The organism is Microcoleus sp. w2-18bC1 (assembly GCF_036700365.1).
Lineage (GTDB): Bacteria > Cyanobacteriota > Cyanobacteriia > Cyanobacteriales > Microcoleaceae > Microcoleus.
In genome coordinates this window covers 167,448-193,867 of sequence record NZ_JAUBOS010000004.1, presented here as the reverse complement: position 1 = coordinate 193,867, position 26,420 = coordinate 167,448, and the positions used below count along the sequence as shown (strand labels likewise).

The 26,420-nt window shown below is 45.8% G+C and carries 20 protein-coding genes; 8 read left to right on the top strand and 12 right to left on the bottom strand.

Translation table 11 applies throughout. The annotated features are described in order from the left end of the window. The first annotated feature begins 171 nt into the window (after nucleotides 1-171). The 4 genes from QT979_RS04915 to secA all read left to right on the top strand — a co-directional run bounded on the left by QT979_RS04915 (nucleotide 172) and on the right by secA (nucleotide 5,333). Nucleotides 172-396, top strand: coding sequence for a hypothetical protein (locus QT979_RS04915; protein ID WP_333308436.1), 225 nt, complete (start codon nucleotides 172-174; stop codon nucleotides 394-396). Between the two features lie 191 nt (nucleotides 397-587). Next, on the top strand, nucleotides 588-1,853 hold the full coding sequence (locus QT979_RS04910) for a protein kinase domain-containing protein (RefSeq protein ID WP_333308434.1): 1,266 nt from the start codon (nucleotides 588-590) through the stop codon (nucleotides 1,851-1,853). Between the two features lie 10 nt (nucleotides 1,854-1,863). Further along, a complete protein-coding gene (locus QT979_RS04905) occupies nucleotides 1,864-2,343 on the top strand; it encodes a HEAT repeat domain-containing protein (RefSeq protein WP_333308444.1) in 480 nt (159 codons plus the stop codon). Between the two features lie 173 nt (nucleotides 2,344-2,516). Then, nucleotides 2,517-5,333, top strand: coding sequence for a preprotein translocase subunit SecA (gene secA / locus QT979_RS04900; RefSeq protein WP_333308432.1), 2,817 nt, complete (start codon nucleotides 2,517-2,519; stop codon nucleotides 5,331-5,333). A 65-nt stretch (nucleotides 5,334-5,398) separates the two neighbouring features. On the opposite strand, the gene QT979_RS04895 is transcribed toward secA, so the two are convergent. The 4 genes from QT979_RS04895 to QT979_RS04880 all read right to left on the bottom strand — a co-directional run bounded on the left by QT979_RS04895 (nucleotide 5,399) and on the right by QT979_RS04880 (nucleotide 9,784). Beyond that, nucleotides 5,399-5,692, bottom strand: coding sequence for a DUF3288 family protein (locus QT979_RS04895; protein WP_333308430.1), 294 nt, complete (start codon nucleotides 5,690-5,692; stop codon nucleotides 5,399-5,401). A gap of 143 nt (nucleotides 5,693-5,835) precedes the next feature. Next, nucleotides 5,836-6,753 carry a hypothetical protein gene (locus QT979_RS04890; RefSeq protein ID WP_333209143.1) on the bottom strand — a complete coding sequence of 306 codons (918 nt, stop codon included), beginning with the start codon at nucleotides 6,751-6,753 and terminating at the stop codon, nucleotides 5,836-5,838. Between the two features lie 55 nt (nucleotides 6,754-6,808). After that, nucleotides 6,809-7,378 (bottom strand): tetratricopeptide repeat protein, encoded by a 570-nt coding sequence (locus QT979_RS04885; protein WP_333209141.1) that lies wholly within the window; start codon nucleotides 7,376-7,378, stop codon nucleotides 6,809-6,811. 360 nt (nucleotides 7,379-7,738) lie between these two features. Further along, a complete protein-coding gene (locus tag QT979_RS04880) occupies nucleotides 7,739-9,784 on the bottom strand; it encodes a serine/threonine-protein kinase (protein WP_333308428.1) in 2,046 nt (681 codons plus the stop codon). 496 nt (nucleotides 9,785-10,280) lie between these two features. Here QT979_RS04880 and msrP point away from each other — a divergent pair, with 496 nt between their 5' ends. After that, on the top strand, nucleotides 10,281-11,264 hold the full coding sequence (msrP, locus tag QT979_RS04875) for a protein-methionine-sulfoxide reductase catalytic subunit MsrP (protein WP_333308426.1): 984 nt from the start codon (nucleotides 10,281-10,283) through the stop codon (nucleotides 11,262-11,264). 131 nt (nucleotides 11,265-11,395) lie between these two features. Here msrP and miaA read toward each other — a convergent pair whose 3' ends face one another. Further along, nucleotides 11,396-12,316, bottom strand: a complete 921-nt coding sequence (gene miaA / locus QT979_RS04870) for a tRNA (adenosine(37)-N6)-dimethylallyltransferase MiaA (protein ID WP_333308424.1) — start codon at nucleotides 12,314-12,316, stop codon at nucleotides 11,396-11,398. Between the two features lie 257 nt (nucleotides 12,317-12,573). On the opposite strand from miaA, the gene gyrB reads away from it, so the two are divergent. Both gyrB and QT979_RS04860 read left to right on the top strand, forming a co-directional pair. Next, nucleotides 12,574-14,514: a DNA topoisomerase (ATP-hydrolyzing) subunit B gene (gyrB, locus tag QT979_RS04865; RefSeq protein ID WP_333059513.1), complete on the top strand. Its 1,941-nt coding sequence runs from the start codon at nucleotides 12,574-12,576 to the stop codon at nucleotides 14,512-14,514. Nucleotides 14,515-14,791: 277 nt separating this feature from the next. Next, entirely contained in the window at nucleotides 14,792-15,508 is a 717-nt protein-coding gene (locus tag QT979_RS04860; RefSeq protein ID WP_333209133.1) for a heme oxygenase (biliverdin-producing), read from the top strand. A 242-nt stretch (nucleotides 15,509-15,750) separates the two neighbouring features. Here the strand turns inward: QT979_RS04860 and QT979_RS04855 are convergent, their stop codons facing one another. Both QT979_RS04855 and mfd read right to left on the bottom strand, forming a co-directional pair. Continuing rightward, the gene (locus QT979_RS04855; RefSeq protein ID WP_333308421.1) at nucleotides 15,751-16,404 is read right to left on the bottom strand and encodes an S-layer homology domain-containing protein; all 654 of its coding nucleotides are present in this window, start codon (nucleotides 16,402-16,404) and stop codon (nucleotides 15,751-15,753) included. Between the two features lie 126 nt (nucleotides 16,405-16,530). Further along, a complete protein-coding gene (gene mfd, locus QT979_RS04850; protein ID WP_333308419.1) occupies nucleotides 16,531-20,094 on the bottom strand; it encodes a transcription-repair coupling factor in 3,564 nt (1,187 codons plus the stop codon). A gap of 416 nt (nucleotides 20,095-20,510) precedes the next feature. Between mfd and QT979_RS04845 the strand changes: the two genes are divergently transcribed. After that, entirely contained in the window at nucleotides 20,511-21,839 is a 1,329-nt protein-coding gene (locus tag QT979_RS04845) for a hemolysin family protein (protein ID WP_333231000.1), read from the top strand. A 67-nt stretch (nucleotides 21,840-21,906) separates the two neighbouring features. Here the strand turns inward: QT979_RS04845 and QT979_RS04840 are convergent, their stop codons facing one another. Genes QT979_RS04840 through QT979_RS04820 form a run of 5 tightly spaced genes read right to left on the bottom strand, consistent with a single transcriptional unit; the run spans nucleotide 21,907 to nucleotide 26,396 of the window. After that, on the bottom strand, nucleotides 21,907-23,241 hold the full coding sequence (locus QT979_RS04840) for a hypothetical protein (protein WP_333231001.1): 1,335 nt from the start codon (nucleotides 23,239-23,241) through the stop codon (nucleotides 21,907-21,909). Nucleotides 23,242-23,247: 6 nt separating this feature from the next. Then, nucleotides 23,248-24,573, bottom strand: coding sequence for a hypothetical protein (locus QT979_RS04835; RefSeq protein WP_333308417.1), 1,326 nt, complete (start codon nucleotides 24,571-24,573; stop codon nucleotides 23,248-23,250). 13 nt (nucleotides 24,574-24,586) lie between these two features. Beyond that, the gene (locus QT979_RS04830) at nucleotides 24,587-25,819 is read right to left on the bottom strand and encodes an SGNH/GDSL hydrolase family protein (protein WP_333308415.1); all 1,233 of its coding nucleotides are present in this window, start codon (nucleotides 25,817-25,819) and stop codon (nucleotides 24,587-24,589) included. 4 nt (nucleotides 25,820-25,823) lie between these two features. Beyond that, nucleotides 25,824-25,988 (bottom strand): DUF5989 family protein, encoded by a 165-nt coding sequence (locus QT979_RS04825; RefSeq protein ID WP_190657062.1) that lies wholly within the window; start codon nucleotides 25,986-25,988, stop codon nucleotides 25,824-25,826. Then, nucleotides 25,989-26,396 carry an SxtJ family membrane protein gene (locus QT979_RS04820; RefSeq protein WP_333209119.1) on the bottom strand — a complete coding sequence of 136 codons (408 nt, stop codon included), beginning with the start codon at nucleotides 26,394-26,396 and terminating at the stop codon, nucleotides 25,989-25,991. Nucleotides 26,397-26,420: the final 24 nt, after the last annotated feature.

Here is a 26,420-nt window from a genome sequence, read left to right as displayed (position 1 = left end):
ATTTAGTTGTTATGGCTTTGTGAGCCATACTAGCCGTCTCTGAGTATTGTTACTCGTTTAGGCTAAACGAATCGCACGAATCTGCTGAAATTATATATTCAGTGCATACTTATAATAGTGCAGCAGAGCACTTGACGCAGTTACTATAAATAGAGCATAAACAAACTCAAAATGTTTAATAGTAGACGATATCCTTTTCAACCTAAACGAGATGGAATTGGTGTTTTAGCTGATGTTCCGTATCTGCCTTTAACACTAACTTATCAAAATCGTTCTGTTGAGGTTATGGGTTTACTGGATACAGGCTCTAGTGTAAATGTTTTGCCCTATAATGTTGGGGTGCAGTTAGGGGCAATTTGGGAAAATCAAAGATTTTCTGTTGTTGACGAGTTATGAAACTCGCATTTATTTAACTTAACGTTAAGTTTTTACTTCGACTCTCCTAACTCTTTGTATATTACGGGATTTTTACAGGATTGGCCCTGATTTAAGTAAGGTAACTTTACATCAATAGCCCACCCATTTTCTAGACAAAGTTTAGGAGATTATTGAATTGACTATCTGACTAGAATATATCCCTAATTTTTATGATTTTGAAAAATCGATATCAACTTCAAGAACGACTCAGTCAAAAAGCAGGCCGAGAAGTTTTCCTGGCTATTGACCAACAAACTGAACAACAAGTTCTAGTTAAAATTCTTTGGTTTGGTCAAAATCTTACTTGGGCAGATATAAAACTATTCAAGCGAGAAATAAAAACACTGAAAACCCTTTCTCATCCAGCGATTCCTCGTTATCTAGACTATATAGAAATCAACTCACAAAAGAATAAAGGAATCGCATTGGTTCAAACATATATTAGAGGAAAATCCCTGGAGCAATACTTACAATCTGGACATGGGTTTAGTGAAGCGGAACTGCGGCAAATTGCCCAGAAAATCTTAGAAATATTGATATATCTCCATGGACATCGTCCCCCTTTAATCCATAGAGACATTAAACCAAGCAATATTTTGTTAGCCGATGGTTTTGGAGATATTGCAGACCAAATCCACTTGGTAGATTTTGGAGCGGTCGGTACACAGACTATTGTAGAAAAAGGAACCATGACATTGGTCGGTAGCTATGGATATATGCCGCCCGAACAATTTACTGGACGCATTACTCCTGCGGTTGATCTTTATGGTTTAGGAGCAACTCTAATTTATTTAGTGACTGGTAAACACCCAACAGAACTACCACAAAAAAACCTGCAAATTCAATTCATATCTACTCCTAATATCAGTCCTGCTTTCACAAAATGGTTAAAGCAGATGACTGAACCCCATCTGGAAAAGCGGTTACCTAATGCACAGGTAGCCTTAGCAAAATTGCAACCCAAGTTTCAACTCCAGCCATATGTACCTGCGATTATTCTAGGTTTGTTTGTTATGACTGGAGCAATAAGCTACTTCGCATTAGGTACAAATATTCTATCCAGTCAATTACACAAAGATATAGCATTACGTGCAGATTTTTTTGGGTTGTATCCAACAGGTATATATGTAAAACCTGGTCAAGTTTTAAGAGTAAGAGCATCAGGTGTAATCATTGTTTGGCCAAACCATGGATCTTATGGGGAAGCCACTCCCGCAGGTAATTCCAACACCCTTTGCCCTCACGCAGAATGTTTCTTTCGTGGAAGACCAGCAGGAGTGCTAGTTGGGAAAATATCTGCAAGTGGTGAACTATTTGAAATAGGTGCGGACAAAGAGATAACTGTCATAAATGAAGGAGAATTATATTTAGGAATAAACGATCCACTTACTGGTGATAATAGTGGTCATTTTTCGATATCTGTTGACGTTCGTTAAGAGCTGATTTATAAAGTCTCCCGAAACTCCCTTGGTTCGTGGCTGGGCAGCAGAAGCCTTGGGCAAGTTAGGAAATGCTTCAGAATCCGTCATCAGCGCCTTGCTGTTACGTCTCGAAGATGGGAACGAGGATGTGCGTGGCTGGGCAGCAGAAGCCTTGGGCAAGTTAGGAAATGCTTCAGAATCTGTCATCAGTGCCTTGCTGCGAAGTCTCGAAGATGAGGAGGACTGGGTGCGCCGTGAGACAACAGAAGCCTTGGGTAAGTTGGGAAATCCTTCAGAAGCAGTCATCAGCGCCCTGCTGTTACGTCTCGAAGATGAAGAGGATAGCAGGCCTTGGTCGATAGTAGAAGCCTTGGGCAAGTTGAGTTTGAAATCTAGTGAGGTTTTGCCTGCTGTCGTGCAATGGATCTATCGCCCTCAAGATACACCATATGTCGGTTCAGGTATTGATGTGTTGTGGGATTTGGTGGCAAGTCAGGGAAATTGATCCAGGAATTACGCACTCCGACTCAAGAAACCCGGTTTGCCCGATCGCCCCCAGCGACGGCCCAGGAGAGCCAATGGTTGCTACAATCGGGGAGGGTATATGTTGTGGCTAACACTACAGCCCGTAACCCTGAAAGCTAATAGCTAAATTATTAAAAATCTGCCTCTCCTGCCATGTTTAAAAATCTGCTAGGCGATCCCAACGCGCGCAAACTGAGAAAATTTCAGCCTTGGGTAGCTGATATCAATATTTTGGAAGAAGACTTCCGCGCACTCTCAGACGACGGCCTCAGAGGGAAAACGGCCGAGTTTCAACAACGTCTGGCAAAAGCTAGATCTCTCAACGAAGAAAAAGAGATCCTAGACGAAATCTTGCCAGAAGCTTTTGCAGTGGTGCGGGAAGCGGGACAGCGGGTTTTGGGGCTGCGCCACTTTGATGTCCAACTCCTCGGCGGCATCATCCTGCACAAAGGCCAAATTGCGGAAATGAAAACCGGTGAGGGCAAAACTCTGGTGGCCACGCTGCCGGCATACCTCAACGCCCTCAACGGTAAAGGCGTACACATCATCACCGTCAACGATTATCTCGCAAGGCGGGATGCGGAATGGATGGGGCAGGTGCACCGTTTCCTGGGATTGACAGTGGGACTGATTCAGCAAGGCATGGATCAGGTGGAACGAAAGAAAAATTATAACTGCGATATTACCTACGCCACTAACAGCGAAGTCGGCTTTGATTATTTGCGCGACAACATGGCTACTGTCATGGAAGATGTAGTGCAGCGTCCTTTTAATTTCTGCGTGATTGACGAGGTTGACTCGGTGCTGATTGATGAAGCACGGACGCCTTTAATTATTTCCGGCCAGGTGGAACGCCCCAGTGAGAAGTATATGCGGGCGGCTGAGGTAGCTGCTGCTCTGAGAAAGGAAAATGAAGAACATTACGAAGTTGACGAAAAGGCTCGGAATGTGCTGTTGACCGATGAAGGGTTTGGTGAAGCTGAGAATTTGTTGGGTGTTACGGATTTGTACGACCCGGCTGACCCTTGGGCGCATTACATTTTTAATGCGATTAAGGCGAAGGAATTGTTTATTAAGGATATTAACTACATCGTGACTCCCGATCGCGAAGTGGTGATTGTGGATGAGTTTACGGGCCGGGTGATGCCGGGAAGGCGCTGGAGTGACGGTTTGCACCAGGCGATCGAAGCGAAGGAACGGGCGGAAATTCAGCCGGAAACTCAGACGCTGGCGACGATTACTTATCAGAATTTCTTTTTGCTTTATCCGAAGCTGTCGGGGATGACAGGGACGGCGAAAACTGAGGAGACGGAGTTTGAGAAGATTTACAATCTGGAAGTGACGCTGATTCCCACTAACCGGATTACGAGCCGCACAGACCTTTCGGATATGGTTTACAAGGCCGAGGCCGGCAAGTGGAATGCGATCGCCCAGGACTGTGCAGAAATGCACGATATCGGTCGGCCGGTGCTGGTGGGTACTACTAGCGTGGAAAAGTCGGAGTTGCTGTCGCGGCTGCTGCAGGAACGGAAAATTCCTCACAATTTGCTTAATGCTAAACCGGAAAATGTGGAGCGGGAATCGGAAATTATTGCTCAAGCCGGACGCAAGGGTGCTGTGACGATCGCCACGAACATGGCCGGGCGCGGTACAGACATCATTTTGGGCGGTAATTCTGAGTACATGGGCCGCCTGAAGTTGCGCGAGTATCTGATGCCCCGGATCGTGCGGCCCGATGATGAGGACGGGTTTTCGCTGGTGCAAGCGCCCGGTATTGGCGGCCGCCCCGCACCTCAAGGTTTTGGTCAAACTGCCAAAAAGGTAAAGTCTTGGAAAGCTTCGGCGCAGATTTTCCCGACGCAGCTATCGAAAGATGCCGAGCAACTGCTTAAGGCGGCGGTGGAATTGGCGGTGAAAGAGTACGGCGAGCGATCGCTCTCGGAATTGCAAGCCGATGATATCGTGGCTATAGCTTCGGAAAAAGCGCCGACAAAAGACCCCGTAATTCAAAAGTTGCGGGAAGCTTACAATTTGACTCGCCGCGAATACGATGCTTTTACCAGCACCGAACACGATGAAGTCGTGCAGTTGGGAGGCTTGCACGTCATCGGTACCGAACGCCACGAATCGCGCCGGATCGACAATCAGTTGCGCGGCCGGGCGGGACGCCAAGGAGACCCTGGTTCAACGCGGTTTTTCTTGAGTTTGGAAGACAATTTGCTCAGGATTTTCGGCGGGGAACGGGTGGCCGGTTTGATGAAGGCTTTCGGTGTTGAGGAAGATATGCCGATCGAATCTGGAATGCTGACTCGTTCCCTCGAAGGCGCTCAGAAAAAAGTCGAAACCTACTATTACGACATCCGCAAGCAGGTATTTGAATACGATGAAGTGATGAACAATCAGCGTCGAGCAATCTATGCGGAACGTCGCCGAGTATTAGAAGGTTTGGACTCCAAAGAACAGGTAATTAAGTATGCCGAACAGACGATGGACGACATCGTGGGAGCATACATCAATCCCGATTTACCTTCGGAAGAATGGGAACTCGACAAACTTGTGAGCAAGGTGAAGGAATTTGTTTATCTGCTCGCTGACATGACACCGGATCAGCTAGAAGATTTGTCTGTTGAGGAAATTAAAACATTCCTGCACGAACAAGTCCGCAATGCTTACGACATTAAAGAAGCGGAAGTTAATGCAATCCGAGCTGAATTGATGCGAGATGCGGAACGGTTCTTTATTTTGCAGCAAATTGATACTTTGTGGCGGGAACACTTGCAACAAATGGATGCTTTACGCGAGTCTGTAGGGCTGCGTGGTTACGGGCAGAAAGACCCGCTGATCGAGTACAAAACTGAAGGTTACGAGCTATTTTTGGACATGATGACGGATATCCGTCGCAATGTGGTTTATTCGCTGTTCCAGTTCCAGCCGCAGCCGGCAATGCAAGTTTCGCCAGAGATGGTTTGAAGATAGTTAACTGTTGACTGTTGACTGCAACTTCCAGGCTCTTCCTGGAAGTTGCATATTTGAGATTAAACCCAATCTTCTTGATCGCTTTTTTGCTTTCTATAAACCTCACCTGTAGCGTGAATTTTGCGGGTTTGTTCATAAAGAGTTGCTTCGGTATGATTCCATTTTTGCAGGACTTTTTTTAAGTCTGATTGGATATCTCTAGCGCCGGGAAAGCCTCGGTAGCGAATTATTAATCTTGCTAATTCCGATAAATTGTAGTCGGTTGCTTCTCCTGCTAATAAAGTATTGACACTGGCTCGATCGCGCTTGTATTGCGGATGCTGCTGATCTTGAGTTTTTGCTACTGAATCCATACTATTTTATGTTTCCCAATCATTTGAAAATGTTGCTACAAGCAACCGCCACCCAAAAGCGCGGACATAAATAACTATCATGAATAAAGTCTTAAATCCGCGCTTCATAAACGGTTTGATTCGGGTATCATAACAGTCAACAGTCAACTGTCAACTGTCAACTGTTCAGTCATTCCCAGAAATTTTTGTGTTTGTTCAGTAATACCAAATAGTCGATCGCCGTGACAAAAGATTTCCCAGGCGCGAATTCCCATAACACCAATACCTGCAACCGCCAAGGGCATCGCTGCGGCACCTAAAAGCGCGGCAATGGGGGGAAATATCATGCACAGCGTTAACAGAATGCCAGTAACAACACCCCCAGCAATGCCAGCTTTGGCGGTGGCAGTGGCGACTTGTTCGACTAACTCTGACTGCGTAATTTTGCCTTCCACGCACAGTAGCGAGTTTTCTAATATCGAAAATACTAACTCAATTACTGCGGCGGCGATCGCCCCTTTCATTGCAGCCCCAACGATTTCGGCAACTGCTGCTTTAAACGCTGCATCCGCTAAAACTTGCTTAGCGACTGCTAATTCTGCAGCAGTCATATCTACACCACCGCGAGCACGATTCACCCAAAAATGTTCAAAAATCCCGTTAGCAGCTTCGCTTCCGCCTCCATTGACGTGCGCTTGGATGTGACTCCAATCTTTATCTTGACAGAAGTTGCGAATTGCTTCTGGGCCTTGGGCACGAATTTGGGCGGGTATGGATTCAAATACTTTTGCTGCTTCTTGAACATCTCGGATGCCGTCACGTACCCCAGCCCTAGCAAATTTGGATTGCAGATTTCTGGGCAGGTTCTCAAAACGGATGTTGTGTGCTATTTTAAAAGCTTCTTGAGTGGCGATCGCCCCGGCACTAACCATTGAACTTGGCGCTGATTGTACCCACGCCGTTAATACAGTTGCATTTTCCTCAACTTTAGCAGCGATTTCGTTGGCTAAGTTTTGGGTATCGGCAACAGTTTTTTGTACTTTAGCCGTTAGGAATTCGAGCGGATTCTGGCTAATTTCCATGTTGATCCAGCTTGCATTGTTAATGATTGAATTATTCTGACTATAACATTCCTCTTCAGTAAGTGTTACTTTTTACTAAATTGCTTCTCGCTTCTAACTCCGGCTGTAAATTTAGAGCTTTTTTTTGATAAAATAAACCTTCATTGATTCGACCTTGCTCTTCCAAACTTTTGCCTAAATTCCAATAAGCGACTGCTAAATCTGGTTGAAGAACGATAGATTTTTGGTAGTAACTTATGGCCTCATCTAGCTGGCCTTGTTTGTAAAACATACTGCCCAAATTAACATAGGCTTCGACAAAATTAGGATCAAATTCGGTCGCCTTCGAGTAGGCGCGAATCGCCGCGTCTATTTTGCCTTGGGCTTGCAAGATATTGCCTAGAGTTTTGTAGGCGGCGGCGAAATTAGGTTGCTGGCGAAGTGCTTGGTAACAGGAGGCGATCGCCTCTACATATTTCTGTTGCGTATAATAAATTTCTGCTATCTTGTTGAGTGCGATCGGACTATCCGGTTGAATGGCTAGTGATTTTTGATATTGAGCGATCGCATCCTCAAGTTTTCCTGATTTCTGAAGGCTATCGCCCGCTGACAAATGCTGTGAGGCTAACTCGGAATTTGCGGTCATATATTTTAGTTTAACAGCCGAAACTACTTTACCACATGTGTTAGTTAGCAACCGGGATTTCTAGGGATATAGTGACTATTTGATATTTTAAATTTGTTTGTGTAGCAACATAGGACTTACGCAATCATTCCAGGTATGGGGGCAACCACGGGGGGTTTGCCCCTACAAAACACTATAGATTGAGGCTGTGCGTAAGTCCTGCAACAGTTCGGACAGTTTTTGATTACCAACAGCTTAGGAACCGGGTTGCTAACACCCATGCGTCAGCTTTGAAAAGGTGCGAAGTGTTGATAGATAAATTAACTCAATGTTCGATCGCCCTAGCTGTTCAAAACTGGATCGAACGGGCGATCGAAAAAATTAAGGAGACAGTCGCCACACCTTAATCGTGTCGTCAAAACTGCCACTGATCAGAGTTTTGTCTTGAGGATTAAAAGCCAAATCCACCCAGGTAGAATGACCCTTCAGCGTGCCCGCGATTTCGCCGGAACTCATGCGCCACAGCTTGATAGTCCCGCTCAAATCGGCGCTGGCCAGCTTGTCTCCGTCGGGACTGAAAGCCAAGGACTTAACCTTGTCGGAATGGCCGATCAAAGTCCGTAGCAAAAAACCGTTGGGCTGCCCGGAGTGATTATTTGCGCTGATATCCCACAGCTTCACCGTCTTGTCCCAACTGCCGCTGGCGAGAGTTTTACCGTCTGGGCTGATGGCCAAAGACCAAACCGCTTCGGAATGACCCCAAAGAGTTTCTTTCAATTCCCCAGTCTGCCAGTTCCACAGGTTGATCTTACCGTCGCTGCTGCCGATCGCCAAAGTTTCTCGATCGGGGCTGAAAGCCACCGACTGCACCTCGTCAAAAACCCGCTTGAGAGTTTCCAACTCGGCCCCGCCTTCGACTTGCCACAACTTCAAAGTTTTGTCCTTACCGACACTGGCGACGGTCTGGCTATCGGGACTGAAAACCACCGAGAACACGCCGTCGGTGTGTCCGTCCAAAGTCCGAATTAACTTGCCCGAATAGAAATTCCACAATTTAATCGTACCGTCAACGCCACCGCTGGCGATCGTCCTGCCGTCGGGACTAACAGCCACCGACCACACCGGCCCCAAATGTCCTGCTAAAACCTTCAGCAGCTTGCCGTGACGCTTGTGCAGCAGGTGAATTGTGCCGTCGTTGTTCCCGCTGACTATCACGCGGCCCTGGGGAGCAACTGCTACCGCCCAAACCGGGTTTTTGTCTTGATCCGCCAGAGTCCGCACTGCGGGCCGGGACGGCGATGCCTCACCCCTGAAATTCTGCATCGGGGGCGGATTGAACCGAATTTCGGGAATGCTAGAAACAGGCTCAGAAGAAGTGAAAGCCTGCGGTGCAGGAGATGGCAAGCGAACACCCAGCACTACGGACAGCAGGGCAACCGTACTTGCTCCCCACATGGCTAAACTCCACTTGGGTTTGCTGAGAATCACTTGTGCCGATGCCGGGCCGTAATTCATGTCTGTGAGAATTGCCTCGGTCGATCGATAGCGTTTTGATGGTTCTCGCTGCACCATTTTATCCAGAATGCGGCCGAGTCGCGCCGAAACTGGTACTTTCAAATAATGTCTCCAGGCCCAACTTTCGGATTTGATGTCAAACAAATCAAAGGGCGATATTCCCGTTAACAAGTGAATGCAAGTGACGCCCAAACTGTAGATGTCGCTGCTCTGAATCGCTTGGCCTTTAATTTGTTCTGGGGCCGCGTATTCTGCAGAACCTGTCACCGTTTCTGTTTTGATCGGGCCACTATTAGCCCGAATTGCCGCGCCGAAATCGACTAAAACTAGCCCAGAGGAACGTTCTTGGGACAGGGGATGTAGATCCTCTTTCCCTGCCAAAGCTGGGGATGCTTGGGGATTTTTGCGGTGAATAATATTCGACGGTTTGATATCTCCGTGAATCAGTTGATTTTCATGAACAAATTGCAGGACTGGCAACAATTCGCTCAGCAGATACCAAATTTGAATTTCTTTAACAACACCTTTTTCTGAAAGCCGATCGGCTAAATTACGGCCTTCGATGTATTCTTGCACTAAATACTGGCAGCCTTCGAGTTCAAAAGATGCCAGCAGTTTCGGTATTTGGGGATGTTGGCCCAATTTGTCGATAACTGAGGCCGAGCGGCGAAATGCCCAGTTTTCTTGTGTGCAACCTGCAGCCGGCGCGCATAACTGTTGAATGACGCAGCGGGGTTGCGAAGGTTGGTCTTCATCGACTGCTAAGAAGGTGCGGCAAGTGAGACTTTGACCGAGGGTGTGAAAGACTCGGTAGCGGCCTTTTAGCAGCAAGTTCGACTCGCAACTTTTGCATACTGTCGCGCGATCGAGATTTTGGGGATTCTGGCAATTGGGATTGGTGCAGTAGCTCATTTGTCTTTCCGCTGGAGACCCCCGTCCGACATTATTGCTGGTGGGGGAGGAAAGCGGGGCGGTGCGTGCCGCTTCCTGTGGACAAATTAAATAATTGGAATCTTTGCTTGATCATAATTGTTTCCCAGATTTTCGCCACAATTGCTTCGGTCGATCGCACGTTAATTATTGCTGAGTTTCCTGCGAGCAAGGTTTAATAGGTCGATCGTACGGGCGGGATCTCCTGCCCCCCCCACAAGAAAATCATTCTTTGTGGAACAGGTGGGAAAGCCTGTTATTGAGAATAGTGCAATATCTCAGTTGTTACCGAATTAAGCTATACTGTCATTGCGAATACTTGCATTGCTATCGCTGCAAAGCAATCGCGAGGCCTTGCCAAATATCCGCGATTCTTTGTCCTATGGAGTTAATCTAAAACTACAAATCTCCAATCGACTAACAGATTAAAACTTAGGCAATTTTCGCCCAACTAGCTACTAACTTTTAACTATTACTTATGCCATTAATTCGCGTTCCCAAACCTTGGGAAATTCTCGAACCCCAAATTACTCCAGAAACAGCCTTTCTCAACCGCCGCCGCTTCATGACAAATTTAATTGGCGCCGGCGTGACAGCTTCGCTGCTGCCGCTGGCCGGCTGCCAAAGCAATCCTAGCTCAAAAACCGCTCTGGATCAAAGCTCAACCCAAGCATATTCGGGATTGAGCCGGAATCCCGACTTTGCGAAAGTCGATCGAGCGATTACCGACGAAGCCTTAGCTACAAAATACAACAATTTTTACGAATACGGCGGCACAAAATCTATATGGCAAGCCGCTCAAGCTTTGCCAACAGAAAACTGGAAAGTAGAAGTAAACGGTTTAGTAAAAAATCCCCGCACTTATGATATTGACGACCTCTACAAAAAATTTCCTATCGAAGAACGAGTTTATCGATTTCGCTGTGTAGAAGCCTGGGCGATGGTAGTTCCTTGGGTCGGATTTCCCATGAAATTACTAATGGCTGATGTCGAACCGCAATCGAAAGCTAAATTCGTTCGCTTTACCTCATTTTACGACCCCAAAATTACTCCCGGCCCAGGTTTGATGTCGCAATTTTATCCTTGGCCTTATACCGAAGGTCTGCGAATTGAAGAAATGGCCAACGATTTAGCATTTTTTGCCACAGGCTTATATGGCCGAAGGCTACCAAAACAAAATGGTGCGCCGCTGCGGCAAGTGATTCCTTGGAAATACGGTTTTAAGGGCGCAAAGTCGATCGTCAAAATTGAATTTGTCGAACAACAGCCCGCCACTTTTTGGAATACAATCGGCCCCAACGAGTACGCTTTTGAAGCAAATGTGGAACCCGACAAACCGCACCCCAGATGGTCGCAGGCCAGCGAACGCATAGTCGGCCCCGGTAACAGTTGGTCGTGGGAAACTCGCCCAACTTTGCCCTATAACGGTTACGGCGAATATGTGGCGGGTTTGTACAGTTAATTGATGGATTTTCCCTGGTTTCTAGGCTCTGCCTAGGAACGCATATCCGGAGGCTCTGCCTCTCAATTCCCGCGAGGCAGAGCCTCGGATTCAGGCATTCCCAGGCTCTGCCTGAAAACGAAAAATTGAAATTACATCAGTCTTGATCTGCGTCCCTCAAACTCTTCAACTCTCTGCCAAACTCTTTCTAGCAAATCTGGCGTGCTAACATCAAACCATTCAATTTCAGGATAGGCCCGAAACCAAGTCCGTTGTCTCTTCGCAAATTGCCGCGTGTGCAAAATTGTTAATTCTTTGGCTTCTTCAAGCTTAATGTCGCCAGCCAAATATTGTTTCATTTCCTGATAGCCCAGCGTGTTCAACAGTGGCAAGTCGCAGCCGTATTTTTTACACAAATATTCTACTTCAGCGATCCAACCGCGTTCTAGCATTTGTTCGGTGCGCTGTTGGATACGATCGACCAAAACATCAATCGCGCAATCCAACCCAATTTGTAAAATAGGATAATTAGGTGGATTTTCGCCCTGCTGTTCGGAAATAGGGCGACCGGTCGCATAAAATACTTCCAGTGCTCTTAAAGTTCTTACTGGGTCATTGAGGTGAATTTTCTCAGCGGCAGAGCGATCGACCTGCTGCAACATGGCGTAACATTGAGATTGTCCGAGTTCTGCAAGTTGCGATCGCAATTCGGGCATCGGTGCTACCCTCGGAATTTTTAAACCCTTGACAATCGATTTAATATATAAGCCCGTCCCTCCAACCAACAACAGAGGAGGAGACAGCGGAAAATCGACAGCAGCAATTAAATTTTGAGCTTGTTGCTGGTAATCTGCTAGTGTCAGAGTTTCTGTCGGATCGCAGATGTCAATTAAGTGATGCGGTACACAAGTGCGATCGAGCGCCGTCGGTTTTGCGGTTCCGATGTCAAATTCGCGGTACACTTGACGGGAGTCCGCACTCAGAATCGAGGATTGCAGTCGCCCCGCCAAAGCCAAAGCCACTCCCGACTTCCCCGTCGCCGTCGCCCCGCAAATCGTAATTAATTTAGGCATAAGCTGTCGCACGTTTCCCTATAAAAACTCTCAAATCCTCTCCTATCAATGCTTTCCCCTCTCTCCTACACTGATTCACCGCGCTACGCCTGGGGAGTCGCGAAGCAATATCAAAACTATTCCCCTCCGTCCCCCCGATAAATTTCCCTTCAGAAAGCCCTAGCATCGCCTTTAACGGTTTTGTGCTATAATTTTAGGAGTTTTCCCATTTTAGAAGCTTTCGGGGCTTTAGGCCTCATTATTGGAGCTATTTTTGTATGACCAGCAGCTACAGCGCCGACCAGATTCAAGTTCTCGAAGGTCTCGAAGCAGTCCGTAAACGGCCGGGGATGTACATCGGTACCACCGGGCCGCGAGGACTCCACCATCTAGTTTACGAGGTTGTGGACAATTCCATAGATGAGGCGCTGGCTGGCCACTGCACTCACATCGAGATTGACATCAACGCCGACGGTTCCGTTACCGTGACAGACGACGGCCGGGGTATTCCGACCGGCATCGTTGCCAAGACTGGCAAATCGGGAATAGAAACAGTAATGACTGTACTCCACGCCGGCGGTAAATTTGGCGGTGGTGGCTACAAGGTTTCTGGAGGATTGCACGGTGTAGGTATTTCTGTTGTTAACGCGCTGTCCGAGTGGGTAGAAGTGACAGTTTGGCGCGACCAAAAAGAACATTTACAGCGCTACGAAAGAGGCAATCCAGTTACTGAACTTACTGCCAAGCCCAACAAAGGCACTCGCACCGGCACTTCAGTTTCTTTCTTGCCAGATACTCAAATATTTAGCACTGGCATTGAATTTGATTACACTATACTCGCCGGACGCTTGCGAGAATTGGGTTACTTGAATGCGGGCGTGAGAATTACATTCAGCGACCACCGTTTGGAACTGCTTAAAAGTAGCGAACCTCGCATCGAAACATACTGTTATGAAGGCGGAATCAAGGAATATATCGCCTACATGAACCGCGAAAAGCAGCCTCTGCACGAAGAAGTGATCTACGTGCAAGGAGAACGCAACAATGTGCAGATAGAAGTGGCTTTGCAGTGGTGCGTCGATGCTTTTAGTGACAACGTTCTCGGTTTTGCTAACAACATTCGGACGATCGACGGAGGCACGCACTTAGAAGGTTTGAAGGCTGTTTTAACGCGGACGATGAATTCGATCGCCCGCAAGCGCAACAAAATCAAAGAAAACGAGCCCAACCTCGCGGGCGAAAACGTTCGCGAAGGTTTGACAGCAGTCATTTCGGTCAAAGTCCCAGACCCGGAATTTGAAGGCCAAACTAAAACTAAGCTAGGAAATACAGAAGTTCGGGGAATTGTCGATTCCTTAGTAGGCGAAGTATTAACAGAATATTTGGAGTTTCGCCCCCAAGTAGCTGACGCTATTTTGGAAAAAGCTATTCAGGCATTTAAGGCTGCTGAAGCAGCCCGCCGTGCCCGCGATTTAGTGCGCCGAAAATCCGTCTTAGAATCGTCTCCTTTGCCCGGTAAACTAGCGGATTGTAGTTCCAGAGACCCGGCCCTGTCTGAGATCTACCTGGTGGAAGGGGATTCTGCAGGCGGATCGGCAAAACAAGGGCGCGATCGCCAATTCCAAGCAATTCTGCCTTTGCGCGGTAAAATTCTCAACATTGAGAAAACCGACGACGCCAAAATCTACAAAAATAACGAAATTCAATCGTTAATTACAGCCTTGGGTTTGGGCATCAAAGGTGAAGAATTCGATCCGGGTCAATTGCGGTATCACCACATCGTAATTATGACTGACGCTGACGTAGATGGTGCTCACATCCGCACGCTATTGCTGACTTTCTTCTACCGCTATCAGCGCGCACTTGTAGACCAAGGTTACATCTATATTGCTTGTCCTCCTCTCTATAAAGTGGAACGGGGACGCAATCATTACTACTGTTACAGCGATCGCGAAATGAACAATCTCATCCGCAATGAATTTCCGGCGAATGCTAACTACACCATTCAGCGGTTCAAAGGTTTGGGTGAAATGATGCCGACACAGTTGTGGGATACAACGATGAACCCAGAAACTCGGACGCTGAAACGAGTGGAGATTGAAGACGCTGCTGAGGCCGATCGCATCTTTACGATCTTAATGGGCGATCGTGTCGCCCCTCGTCGCGAATTCATCGAAACCTACGGCCCCAAACTTAACCTCCTCGACTTGGACATCTAAATTAGTTGACAGTTGACAGTTGACAGTTGTTTGCTGGCGAGGATGAGTCATTAGTCATTAGTCATTAGTTAGTGGCTGATGACTACTGCCAACTGCCAACTGACTACTGACTACTGCCAACTGCCAACTGACTACTGACTACTGCCAACTGCCAAGTTTTGTTATAAAAATTAATACAATCTCTCATCAAATCGATCTAAGGTAAATGCTTAGGTAAATTTTAGATTTTTGGCGCATCCATCAGCTACCACAAAAATAGAAGGTTGGACAGTATAGCATGAGCATCAATTTAGCGACCAAATTGCGTGAGGGAACGAAAAAGTCCCACACAATGGCAGAAAACGTCGGTTTTGTCAAGTGTTTTTTAAAAGGCGTTGTAGAAAAAACTTCTTATCGGAAGTTAGTAGGAAACCTCTACTTTGTCTACTCGGCAATGGAAGAGGAAATGGAACGCCAAAAGCAGCATCCGGTTGTTTCAAAAATTTACTTTTCTGAGTTGAATCGCAAACACAGCTTAGAGCAAGATTTATTTTACTACTACGGTGCGAATTGGCGCGAACAAGTAGCCCCCTCAGCCGCAGCTAAAGCTTATGTGGAGCGAATTCGCGAGATTTCGGCGACCGCACCGGAACTGTTAGTAGCTCACTCTTACACTCGCTACTTGGGCGATTTATCCGGCGGACAAATCCTGAAGGGAATTGCCCAGCGCGGGATGAATCTTTCCGAGGGAGAAGGCACTGCTTTCTATGAATTCCAGGATATTCCTGATGAAAAAGAATTCAAGGCTAACTACCGTCAGGCAATGAATGAACTGCCGATTGACGAAGCAACAGCAGAACGAATTGTTGACGAAGCTAATGCAGCTTTTGGCATGAACATGAAGATGTTCATGGAGTTAGAAGGCAATTTGATTAAAGCAGTCGGTCAGATGCTTTTTAATACCCTGACTCGGAAGCGTGGCGGTGCCAGTACCGAATTGGCTACTGCTGATTGAGCCAACACCCATTGGCAATAATTTAAGCCTCGTTTAAGAGGAAAACTTTAAATCCTGGGGGTTTGATGGCTGCTTTTACAGTCACCAAAGCTCCGGGATTTTGCATAGTGTTTGAATTGCGGGCGATCGACTTTTTATAGAAGAAGGAAGAAGGAAGAAGGAAGAAGGAATAATGCCCAATGCCCCATGCCCAATGCCCAATTACCAATTACCCATTCTCATGCAAAGGAAACTTACTATATTTACCTTCCCACGCCGCGATTAGGAGGCTGCTCGTCCGGGACAGGCAAAGAAGTTGGCCTTACTTGCCGCTCCAAATACTTACTCAAAGCGTAAGCGATATCCCAGCGAGTCATCGGCTTCAAAGGATTAATCTTATTAGTTGGGATATCAACATTAACAAACCCTTCATAAAGTGCAGTAGCTATAGACTTTCTAGCCCAATTAGGAATTTCACCTGCATCGGGATACTTAGCTAAAATTTCGGAAATGCTGGCATCAGGAAACTGAAAAACCCCGTAAGCTTGAGCAAAAATAGCTAAAGCTTCCGCGCGAGTCACCCTTTGATTAGGGAAAAACATTCGGTCGCGATATCCACTCATTGTTCCCGTTTTCAAAACTGTTTGAATCGCACTGTAAGCCCAGTAACTCTTCGGTACGTCCGGCAATTCTTTATCCGGTTTCTGAGCGGTTTTCCGCCGTTCCAAACCAAAAGTTTTTACTAAAATCACCGCCAAATCAGCACGACTGACAAGACCCTCAGCATTAAAATTGCCACTGGCATCTTTATTCATCAACCCTGCACTCACAACCCGGTCGATCGGGTCAATTATTTCTTGAGATTGAACCGCCATAGGCACTCCTTGCAGTAGGGCGATCGCCAAAAAAATACTCACTAACCTTTTCACGATTTTAATCCTTTCTGTCGCTAAAACAATCATGAAAACAGCAGTAATATTTTTTCCAGTTTCCTCGGTATTATTCTGTGGTTTCCGCGGTGTGCTAGATTTGGGGATTATATATTAAAATCCAACATTTGCTTCCGGCAAAGCCCCCTGCATTTTACCCAACCAATCAATCAAATTATCCAATTGCTTTTGAGCCGTTAAAACCGCCATACCTCGAATAGTAACCTTCCCCTTGCTGTAGACAAAACGAGAGCGCAAATGTTCCGGCAAATTAGCCTTGAGCAAATTCCAAGCAGGCTCTTCCATCGCAGTTTCCAAAACTATGTTCTGCTTATTCTCCGGTTTGATACGAGAAAAACCGATTTTTTTAGCAATTTGTTTGAGTTCGACCACACGGATAAGTTGCTGGGCTGGCAGAGGAATTGGCCCATAGCGATCGCACCAATCAGCCTGAATCTGCTGTAATTCTTCAGGGGTATTAGCAGAAGCCACAGACCGGTAAGCGCTCATCTTTTGATCCAAATCTGCGATGTAATCGGCAGGAATAAACGCCGTCAAAGTGAGGTCGATTTGCGCGTCCTCCACTTTCGGAATTTCCTGACCCTTAATTTCCCGAATAGCCTCCTCTAACATTTCAGCATACAAATCAAAACCGATCGCCTCCATTTGACCAGATTGTTCAGTACCCAAAACATCACCCGAACCGCGAATTTCCATATCTCGGACAGCCAACTGATAGCCTGAACCCAACTGGGCAAACTCTTGAATTGCCCGCAGCCGCTGCCTTGCCGCATCAGAAAGTTGGTTCTGCTTGGGATAAAACAGCCAAGCATGAGCTTGAATCCCCGCGCGTCCCACCCGTCCCCGCAACTGGTAAAGCTGACCCAAACCAAACTTCTGCGCGTCTTCAATTAAAATGGTATTGACTCGCGGAATATCCAAACCCGACTCAATAATCGTCGTACACACCAAAATATCGAAATCTGCCGCACTGAAAGTCAGCATGATTGATTCTAGTTCCGAGGCCTCCATTTGACCGTGGGCGATCGCAATTCTGGCAGACGGAACCATCTCCTGCAACTGAGTGGCCAACTCATCAATCCCCTCAATCCGCGGTACCACGTAAAAAACCTGGCCGCCTCTGTCCAATTCTTGACGAATTGCCGATCGGACCGTTTCTGCGTTATAGGGAGCCAAATGCGTCTGAATCGGGCGCCTGGAAGGAGGCGGAGTCGCAATTAAACTCATCTCGCGAATCCCCGACAGGGACATATACAAAGTCCGGGGAATCGGCGTTGCTGTCAAAGTCAGAACATCTACCTCTGTTTTGAGAGATTTAATTGCTTCCTTTTGCTTAACTCCAAACCGCTGTTCTTCATCCACCACCAACAAGCCCAAATCCCGAAATTTAATCGCTTTGCTCAAAACAGCTTGAGTACCCACAATCACATCTAATTCCCCAGTCGCCAAACGCTTGTGAATCTCCCGGCGCTCGGTTTCAGTCCGAAAGCGATTGAGCAAACCAACTTCGATCGGATAAGGGGAAAAACGCTCCGAGAGAGTGTGATAGTGCTGTTGGGTTAAAATCGTCGTCGGCGCGAGCAAAGCCACCTGTTTGCCCGCCGTAACGGCTTTAAAAATTGCTCTCAGAGCAACTTCTGTCTTGCCAAAACCGACATCGCCGCAGACCAAGCGATCCATAGGTCGATCGCCCTCCATGTCGCGTTTCACATCCTGAGTTGCCTTCAACTGATCCGGGGTTGGCTGGTAAGGAAAAGAATCCTCCAACTCTTGTTGCCAAGGCATATCAGGAGGAAAAGCGTAACCTGTTTGTTTAGCTCTTTTAGCATAAAGATTCAGCAAATCCACTGCCAATTTTTTAACAGCTTTGCGAACCTTTGTTTTAGTTTTTTCCCAAGTTTGGCCTGTCAGCTTGTTGAGATCCGGTACTTTATCGCCTACAGTCCGAAACCTCGACAAAGCGCCCAATTGATCGGCCGCCACTCTCAGAGTACCGTCAGCGTATTGCAGCACCAAATATTCGCGAGTTTCGCGATCGATCGTCAAGCGTTCTAACTTGAGAAATTTACCCACTCCGTGCTGGCGGTGCACCACATAATCACCAGGGCTTAATTTATTCGGGTCTACTTGCTTAGAAGCAGCACGACGGCGCTTGCGGACGTAGCTAAAAGTAGCGAGAGAATGCTGACCGTAAAATTCCCGATCGGTAATTAAAACAATCCGAAAAGTCGGCAGAATAAAACCTTCCAATTCTGCCAGCCCGCTGTACTTCAAAGCAACCGGAACGTGCTGCAATTGCAACTTGTCGATCGCCAAGTAATCGCGCGGATTCACCACAAACTGAGCCGGACAGTCGTGTTCCGACAGCAGAGAAACCGATCGACTCGGTTGAGCAGAAACCAGAAAAATGGTAAAACCCCGATCGCGCTCTTCCCTGAGCATTTGAGACAGCTTCGCAAATTGGTGAGGCATCACCGGCACAGGCCGAGAAGCCAAATTAATCGCAGACGGTAGCTGGTCGCCCTCGGCAGAGCTTTGAAGTTTTTTAGCCGTAGAATCTTCGGCTAATTCAGAAAGTTCTAGCCGCTCGAAAGCTGCGACATCTGCCATAGATTCAGCAAACGTGCGGTGAATTTTTGGAACTTTCAAATTAGCAATTGGCAATTTTTCTGTAGCCTCACCAGCAACTGCCGATTCCCGATTGCAATTATTCCACTGTTCCTGTGCATTCTCATACCAGCGGTCGCTGTGACCTTCGCACCCTTGCGGTTCGTCAATAACAACTAAAGTATTTTCTGTCAAATAATCCAACAAAGATGCAGGTTGCTCGAACGCTAAACCCAACAGTCTGCGGACAAATTTTTCGGCTTCATTTTCTGGATCTACAGAGCCTAGTTGGTTAATTTCGTCAATATTTTTTTCAGATAAAACTGCTTTAATAATTGTGTTAAAATTAGTGGGAGTTAAAACTAATCGATCGACCTTATCGAGCGATCGCTGCGAAGATGGATCGAACTCCCGAATTTGCTCCAAATCATCCCCAAACCACTCCAGCCGCACTGGCAACTCCGCCGCTACCGGAAAGACATCGACAATATCGCCCCGGCGACTCCACTGCCCCTCCATTTCCACCAGAGTCACCCGATCGTACCCCATCGACACCAGTTGTCGGTCAAGTATCTTCGAGTCTTGAACCGCACCTCGCTTCAGCGTCAGACAGTAGGGTTCAAAAGCAGCAGGTGGCGGCAAGTGAGACTGGAGAGCTCTTTCGGTAGCTACAATCGCGATCGGCTTAGAATTAGCGTTTGTTTCTCGTTTCTCGACCAAATCCGCCAGCACCTGCATTTGTCCCCAAGTCATTTCGTTCTCGTCAGAGTAAGATAGCTCGTAGGGTGAAGCCTCCGAAGTCGGGTAAAAATGTACGGTTTGCCAGCCCATCGCCTCTAAAGAGGCAACCCAGCGGCCGGCTTCTTCCAGAGTTGCTGTTACTGCCAATAAGTTTCGCCCCTCTTGCTGTGCGAGGGCAGAAGCTACCAAAGCTTTAGGCAAACGGGCGATGCCGGACAGTTGCACGTAGCGATGGCGCTTGAGCTTGTTGAGGAGTTCTGTTGCTAGGGGCGATCGCCCCAGGGTACGAATTATTGAAGAGAAAGTCATGCGCTTTTAATTTTAATCCCTGATCGGCGAAGGCTCTTTCCCTTTGCCTGTTAAGGAGATTGTACGACAAACATCCATGATAGTGCCGCTCTGATGTTGACGCATGGGAACTTAACTAGAGATAGATTTCTGCTTTAATATGTCGATCCTGCGATCGCGATCAAGCCAGTTCCGTTAATATAGGGCCAGGTTTAGAAAAAATTTCGATTTTGCGATCGAGATTCGCAGCTTCCAGACCTCTCCTGTGACTGCACCCAAAGACGGATACAAGCCCCCGACTCAAGTTGTGAAGATCGAAGAATTTTAGACTTTAGGGAAATCCCCCAGATACTGGCGGCGTCGTCAATCTAAAATCTAAAATCTAAAATCGACTAACCGGGCACAGCGCTTTGCCGTTACTACCGAAAATTTTAGAAATGTCCCCAAGTACCGATATTCTGATTGTTCTCCTGCTGGTTTTCCTCAATGGCTTATTTGTGATGTCAGAGATGGCCATCATCTCTGTACGGAAGGTGAGACTGCAACAGATGGCCAACCAAGGTTCGATCAATGCCCGCGTAGCTTTGGATCTGGCTAATGCCCCCAATCAGTTCTTGCCGACAGTTCAAATCGGGATTACGATGCTGGCCATTCTGTCGGGCGCTTTCGGAGAAACGACAATTGCTAAAAGGGTAGAGCCTTTGTTGCGGCTGATTCCTGCCCTAGCGCCCTATTCTCAGACGATCGCCTCAGTAGTAGCAGTTTTAACCATCACTTATCTGACCTTAATTATTGGCGAACTTGTGCCGAAGCGGCTAGCGCTCAACAACCCGGAACCCATCGCCTCAAGCGTAGCAATTCCCATGCGAATGCTCTCAAAAATTGGCGCTCCTGCGGTTTTTCTGTTAAGCTATTCCACTGACTTAGTGATGCGGATCATGGGAATTGTGCCTTCTACAGAACCGCAAGTTACAGAGGAAGAAATTAAAGTTTTGATCGAGCAAGGAACAGAAGCCGGAACCTTTGAAGAAGCCGAACAAGATATGGTGGAAAGAGTGTTTCGTTTGGGCGATCGGCGAGTCAGCGCCTTAATGACTCCGCGTCCCGATCTTACCTGGCTCGACCTCGACGACTCAGTAGAAGAAAACCGCCAAAAAATGCTCGGCAGTGGTCATTCTCGGTTTCCCGTGTGTCAGGGAGGACTCGACAACGTTGTCGGTTTAGTACACGTTACTGATATGCTGTCTCGGACTTTAACTGGTCAACCGCTAGATTTAAGCGCTTCTTTACGACGACCGTTATTTGTACCGGAAAGCACGCGAGGTTTAAAAGTATTAGAACTTTTCAAACAATCTAGCAATCAAATTGCCTTGGTAGTAGACGAATACGGTGTCATTCAAGGATTGGTTACAGTCAACGACATTTTAGTGGAACTCGTTGGCGACTTTCCCTCGATTGAAGATGCTGACGAACCTCAAACCGTGCAGCGCGAAGACGGTTCTTGGCTGTTAGACGGAATGCTAGCAGTCGAAGATTTTTTTGAGCTATTTGGAATCGAAGAGTCAGCAGAACACAAAGGAAGTTACCACACAATGGGCGGTTTTGTGATTACAAATTTGGGCAAAATTCCCACAGCAGCAGAGCATTTTGAGTGGAACGGTTTGCGCGTGGAAGTAGTCGATATGGACGGGAATCGAGTTGATAAAATCTTGGTAATGCCGATCGACTCAACGGGCGATCGACCTAAAACCCAACCAAAAACCTAAAATTTAAACTCAGCGGTAAGGTGCGCTAGGCGCACCCTATATCCACCATTCAGCGGATATTTCAGACCTACTTTTTTTTGCTTCTACCCTCATCTTTCCGCAAAGATTCCAGAATAGAACGGCCCACATAATTGCTAAAAACCACCTCTCCAGCTTGATTGTAGTGGCAGCAGCTATCTACATAAACAGCTTCTTTAGTGTTGTCAAAAACATTAACAGCATTCACTAGAGTGATATTATTTTTTTTCAAATTCGGAAACTTATTGAAAAGAGCCGGATATCCAATTTGTACAGATTTAGCATAAGGAGTATCCTTGTTAAAAGCAATCTGCTTTTCGGCTTCACCAAACACCCTTTTCGTCTGATAATATTGATTAGGCTGAAGAACATGAAAATAAGGCACGTTACTAGCAGACAGAACTTTGTGCATAAAAATTGAACTTTTCACCCAATTCTGTGCCATTTGTTCAAAAGCTAATGAATCTTGTAAAACAGACTTATTAGTATTGATGTAAATAACACTACCACTGTCATCTTTTTTTTGTTGAGTCCGTTCTTTTTCAAACTTAATGACATCGGTTTTATAGTTATTAACTAGATTTTGAACGTAAACCGAAGTCAAAGCATCGCACGCAGCTAAAGAGCAGTTTTGCAAACGTTCCAAGCCCTGATTAATCCTAGCTTTATTTTCTTGGATTCTGATAGTTGCTTTCATTGCTTTGGTAGAAAGGCTATTATTGGCCAAGCTAGTCAGCGGCAAAATATGCTGAATGCTTGGCATCGCCAAATCGATTTGATTTTTATTGTTTAAATTAGAAAGTGCTACTTCATTAAAACCATCTATATTGACGACCATATCCAGTTCTTGTCCTAAAGCCAAAAAATAATTTAAAATTAATAATTGCTGCGGTTGTTTATACCCTCCGGTAGCAAAAGACAAAATTATAAATTCTTTATCTTTCAAACCCGGAAGCTGCTTTATGTATTGAGGTAAAATTTTGTTTTGAACTTCAAATACTCCATAATTAGAAGCCACAGAACCGCCAAAAACTCCGATAATAAATTGATTTTTCTTAGTTTTTTTCAAAGGGTAATCGTAAGGAGAGATAAATCCGTAGTTGTTAACCTTAAAACCAGGGCGAAAATCGGGGCCTGGTTGTTGAATAAATCCCAAAAAAGGATGAAACCTTTCAACAATAGACTGATTCAGCCGCACTCCTTCTAAATTAATTCCTAAAGCCGACTTATCTTGCGTATTTTCCCTAGTATAGAAAAATTGCTTGTGCTTGACAAAATACCATGCCAAAGAGCCAAGTTCCAGGAAAAACAGTAAAAACGCTAAGTTAATTAAAGCAATTTTTAGAAATCCTTGCCCTTTTTTGATAAATTTAAAATCTTTCATAAACCTCTATTTCGACTCTCTTACTACTTTAATAATAGAACTAGAAACATAGTTTGCCAATACTTCGTCTCCGACTGAATTATAGTGGCAGCAGGCATCTTTGTAAACCGTTTCTTTTGTATTGTCTAAAATATTCACTGCGCTAAACACATTAACCCCAGCTTTTTGCAAATCATCGACTTTGGACAACAATACTGGATAACCTTTTTTCACACCTTCAATGTAAGGACTCTTCTGGTCGATCGCGATTTCGTTTTCCTTGGCGGTAAACGCTCTCTTAGTGGGATAATACTGGTTGGGCTGGATAAAGTGAAAATACTTAATCTTTCTACTTGATAAAATTTGATTCATCCCGATCGACGATTGGTACCACATCGATGCCATTTTGTCAAAAGCAGCGGCATCCTGCAAAACAAAGTCAGCTTTGGGAATATATACTATACCGCTATTTGCCGTGTCTGGGTTGGATTGTTTGACTTGTTGATCGTACTTGACAACTGCTTGCTGGTAATTGTTGACTAATTGTTTCACCTGTAGCGAGGTGACAGCGTGACACAAAGCAAGTTGACAAGTTTGCAATTTGTCAATACCTGCTTTCAATTGTTTTTTGTTTTCGTTAATTTTCACGATCGAGCTCATCGCTTCCGGTGACAAGTTATTGTTTGCTAAACCAGTCAGAGGCTGTATGTGCTGAACGCTGGGCATTCCTATTTCTACTTGGGCTTTGTTGTTTAAATTTGACAGGGCTACTTCGTTAAAACCATCAATATTTATGACTAAATCTAATTCTTGACCCAAAGCCAGAAAGTAATTTAAAACTAATAATTGTTGGGGCTGTTTGTAGCCGCCATTCCCAAAATTTAAAACAATAATTTCCTTGTTTGCAAATTCTGGATAAGTCTTCAATTTGTTAGACAATCTGCGAGTTACGTATTCATCAACTGCAAAATTATTCGCAACTGAACCGCCAAAAACTCCGATAATAACTTGATTTTTATTGGTTTTAATAAACGGATATTCGTAGAGTGAAAAAAAGCCGTGTTTGTTGACTTTTAACTTTAATTTTTCATTAGTAAAAGCACCTTGTTTGAGTACATAGCCAAAAAGTGGGTGCAGTCTTTCTACGATAGATTCATCAAGTCTAATGCCGATCCTTTCAATATCTTCTACTACTTTTTCTTTGGCTTTAGTTCGGGTATAAAAAAACTGCTTTTGGTTGATAAAATAAAAAGCTAGCGATAAAGCTTCCAGACAAATAAAGGCGATCACCAAATTAACCGCGACTATAATTAATATGTTTTTGCCTTTTTTCAAAGCCGTTGAATCTTTCATGAAATTTGACTGATTACGGTTGTTTTTTGGGTACTTGAGACTGCTTCAAATTTTCGCACAAATTTCGGTTGATGAGGATACTAGCCAGTCGGTGTCCGAGTTCATTCCAGTGACCCCCACAGGGGACAGAATTATCAAAACCGTGGGCGCAGACTTGATATTTTTCAGTGTAACCTTGGATCTGTTCGGATAAATTCAGTACCCGAAAACCCTCGCGCGCGCCCAAATTTTCCAGCCGCCTATCGGGATAAAACAAATCCTGAATGTTGTTCTTTCTCATAAAATTTTTTCGCCTCTCGGCCTCCGGTATAACTTGCATCGGATCGCCGATCGTCACAACCAAGAAATCAGCATTTTTCTGCACGACTTCATTCCGCATCGTCACAATCAAACCCTCTGTCACCCTCCAAGCCTCTTCCCAAGCTGCATTTTGAGGTTCTTTGAGGTTCAGGGTACTTAAAGTGGTAAAGTGTCCCGATAACTCCCGCTTTTTCCGATCTAAGTCTACTTTTTTAATGACCTGCAAAATGCGCGAATTGTTGACGATAAAACTGGGCATTCGGTCTACGAAAGAAACTGCTCTTTCGTTGCGATCGATCGGCGCCAGATTGCGAAAAGACATATCCGGTAATAACTTGCCGCTAGCATCATAAGCAAAAAATGGTCTGTATCGATCGTATTCCAATTGTGGCGAATTATTTATCACATCATTGCCAATAAAAAAAGCAAGAATTACAATATCAGGATTGTAATCCCATACTTTTTTTCGCAGCATTATCAATTCTTGAGCAGTACCGTAGCCCTGCACCCCGAAATTCATTACCTCAACATTTTGGCGTCCCTTAACAGTTTCGCAGTTGCCTAACTTTCGTTCCAATTTTGACCAGAAAGTTTGTTCGACAGGTACGTGAATTGCTTCGGTGAAAGAATCGCCCAAAACCGCAACGCGCAAAGTATTTGGAGGTTTTGCTTTTGTATGTTCACGATCGCGCAAACCCTCGCTATTCACCTGCACAAAACTTGCACCTTCCCCATTCCACTCCCCCGACGCGCCCGGTTTCAGCTTCCAGCCCAAATTTGGATCGGAAGTGTGGAAACGAGTTGGCGCCGAGTCTACAAAATCTCCTATTTTTGGATAGCCCTCGACTTTAGCAACTCGCAATCCAATTTCGCCAATTACCACCCCCATCAATAAACCACCGAGTGTCAAGCCCAAATTGACACCCAAATTTTTCAACTTGCTCATTATTTCAAAACAGCGTGTAAATAAATGGAGCAATCACAGAACCCTGACTCAATACAATCAAAGCTCCCAAAAAGACTAAAGTCACAATGAGCGGCAACAGCCAATACTTTTGGCGTTCTTTCATAAACGCCCACAAATCTTTGAGAAAATCTAAAGTTGCTTCAAACACTTAAAAAGGACGCTCCATACTAACTTTGGTTCTTTCTTTACTTGGGACGCGGTAAGTATCCATTTTCGGATTTAGTTTTCGCCGCATTGCATCTTCGCCGAAAATCTTTTTGATTGCTCCCATCGGCCAAATTATAAGGTAAAAAACTATCCCTAAGACGATCGGCGTTTCGATTTTGTTAAGAATAATTCCAAAGCGCATCCACGCGTGATAGATGGGATTCAGCGATTTCGGCGCAACTAATCCTAGCACGATTAGGACTGCGCCGATTGCCCAGGGCCACCAAGGTAGAGAATGCCGCCGCAGTAAAGGTACTGCTAAACCGAACAGCACTGCAATCAAGCCGCCAATTAGCAGCCCGAAATCGCGCAAGCCTTTTTTGTCGAGTTTTTTAATTTCGTCGCTCATTAGAAATGGGGAATGGGGAATGGG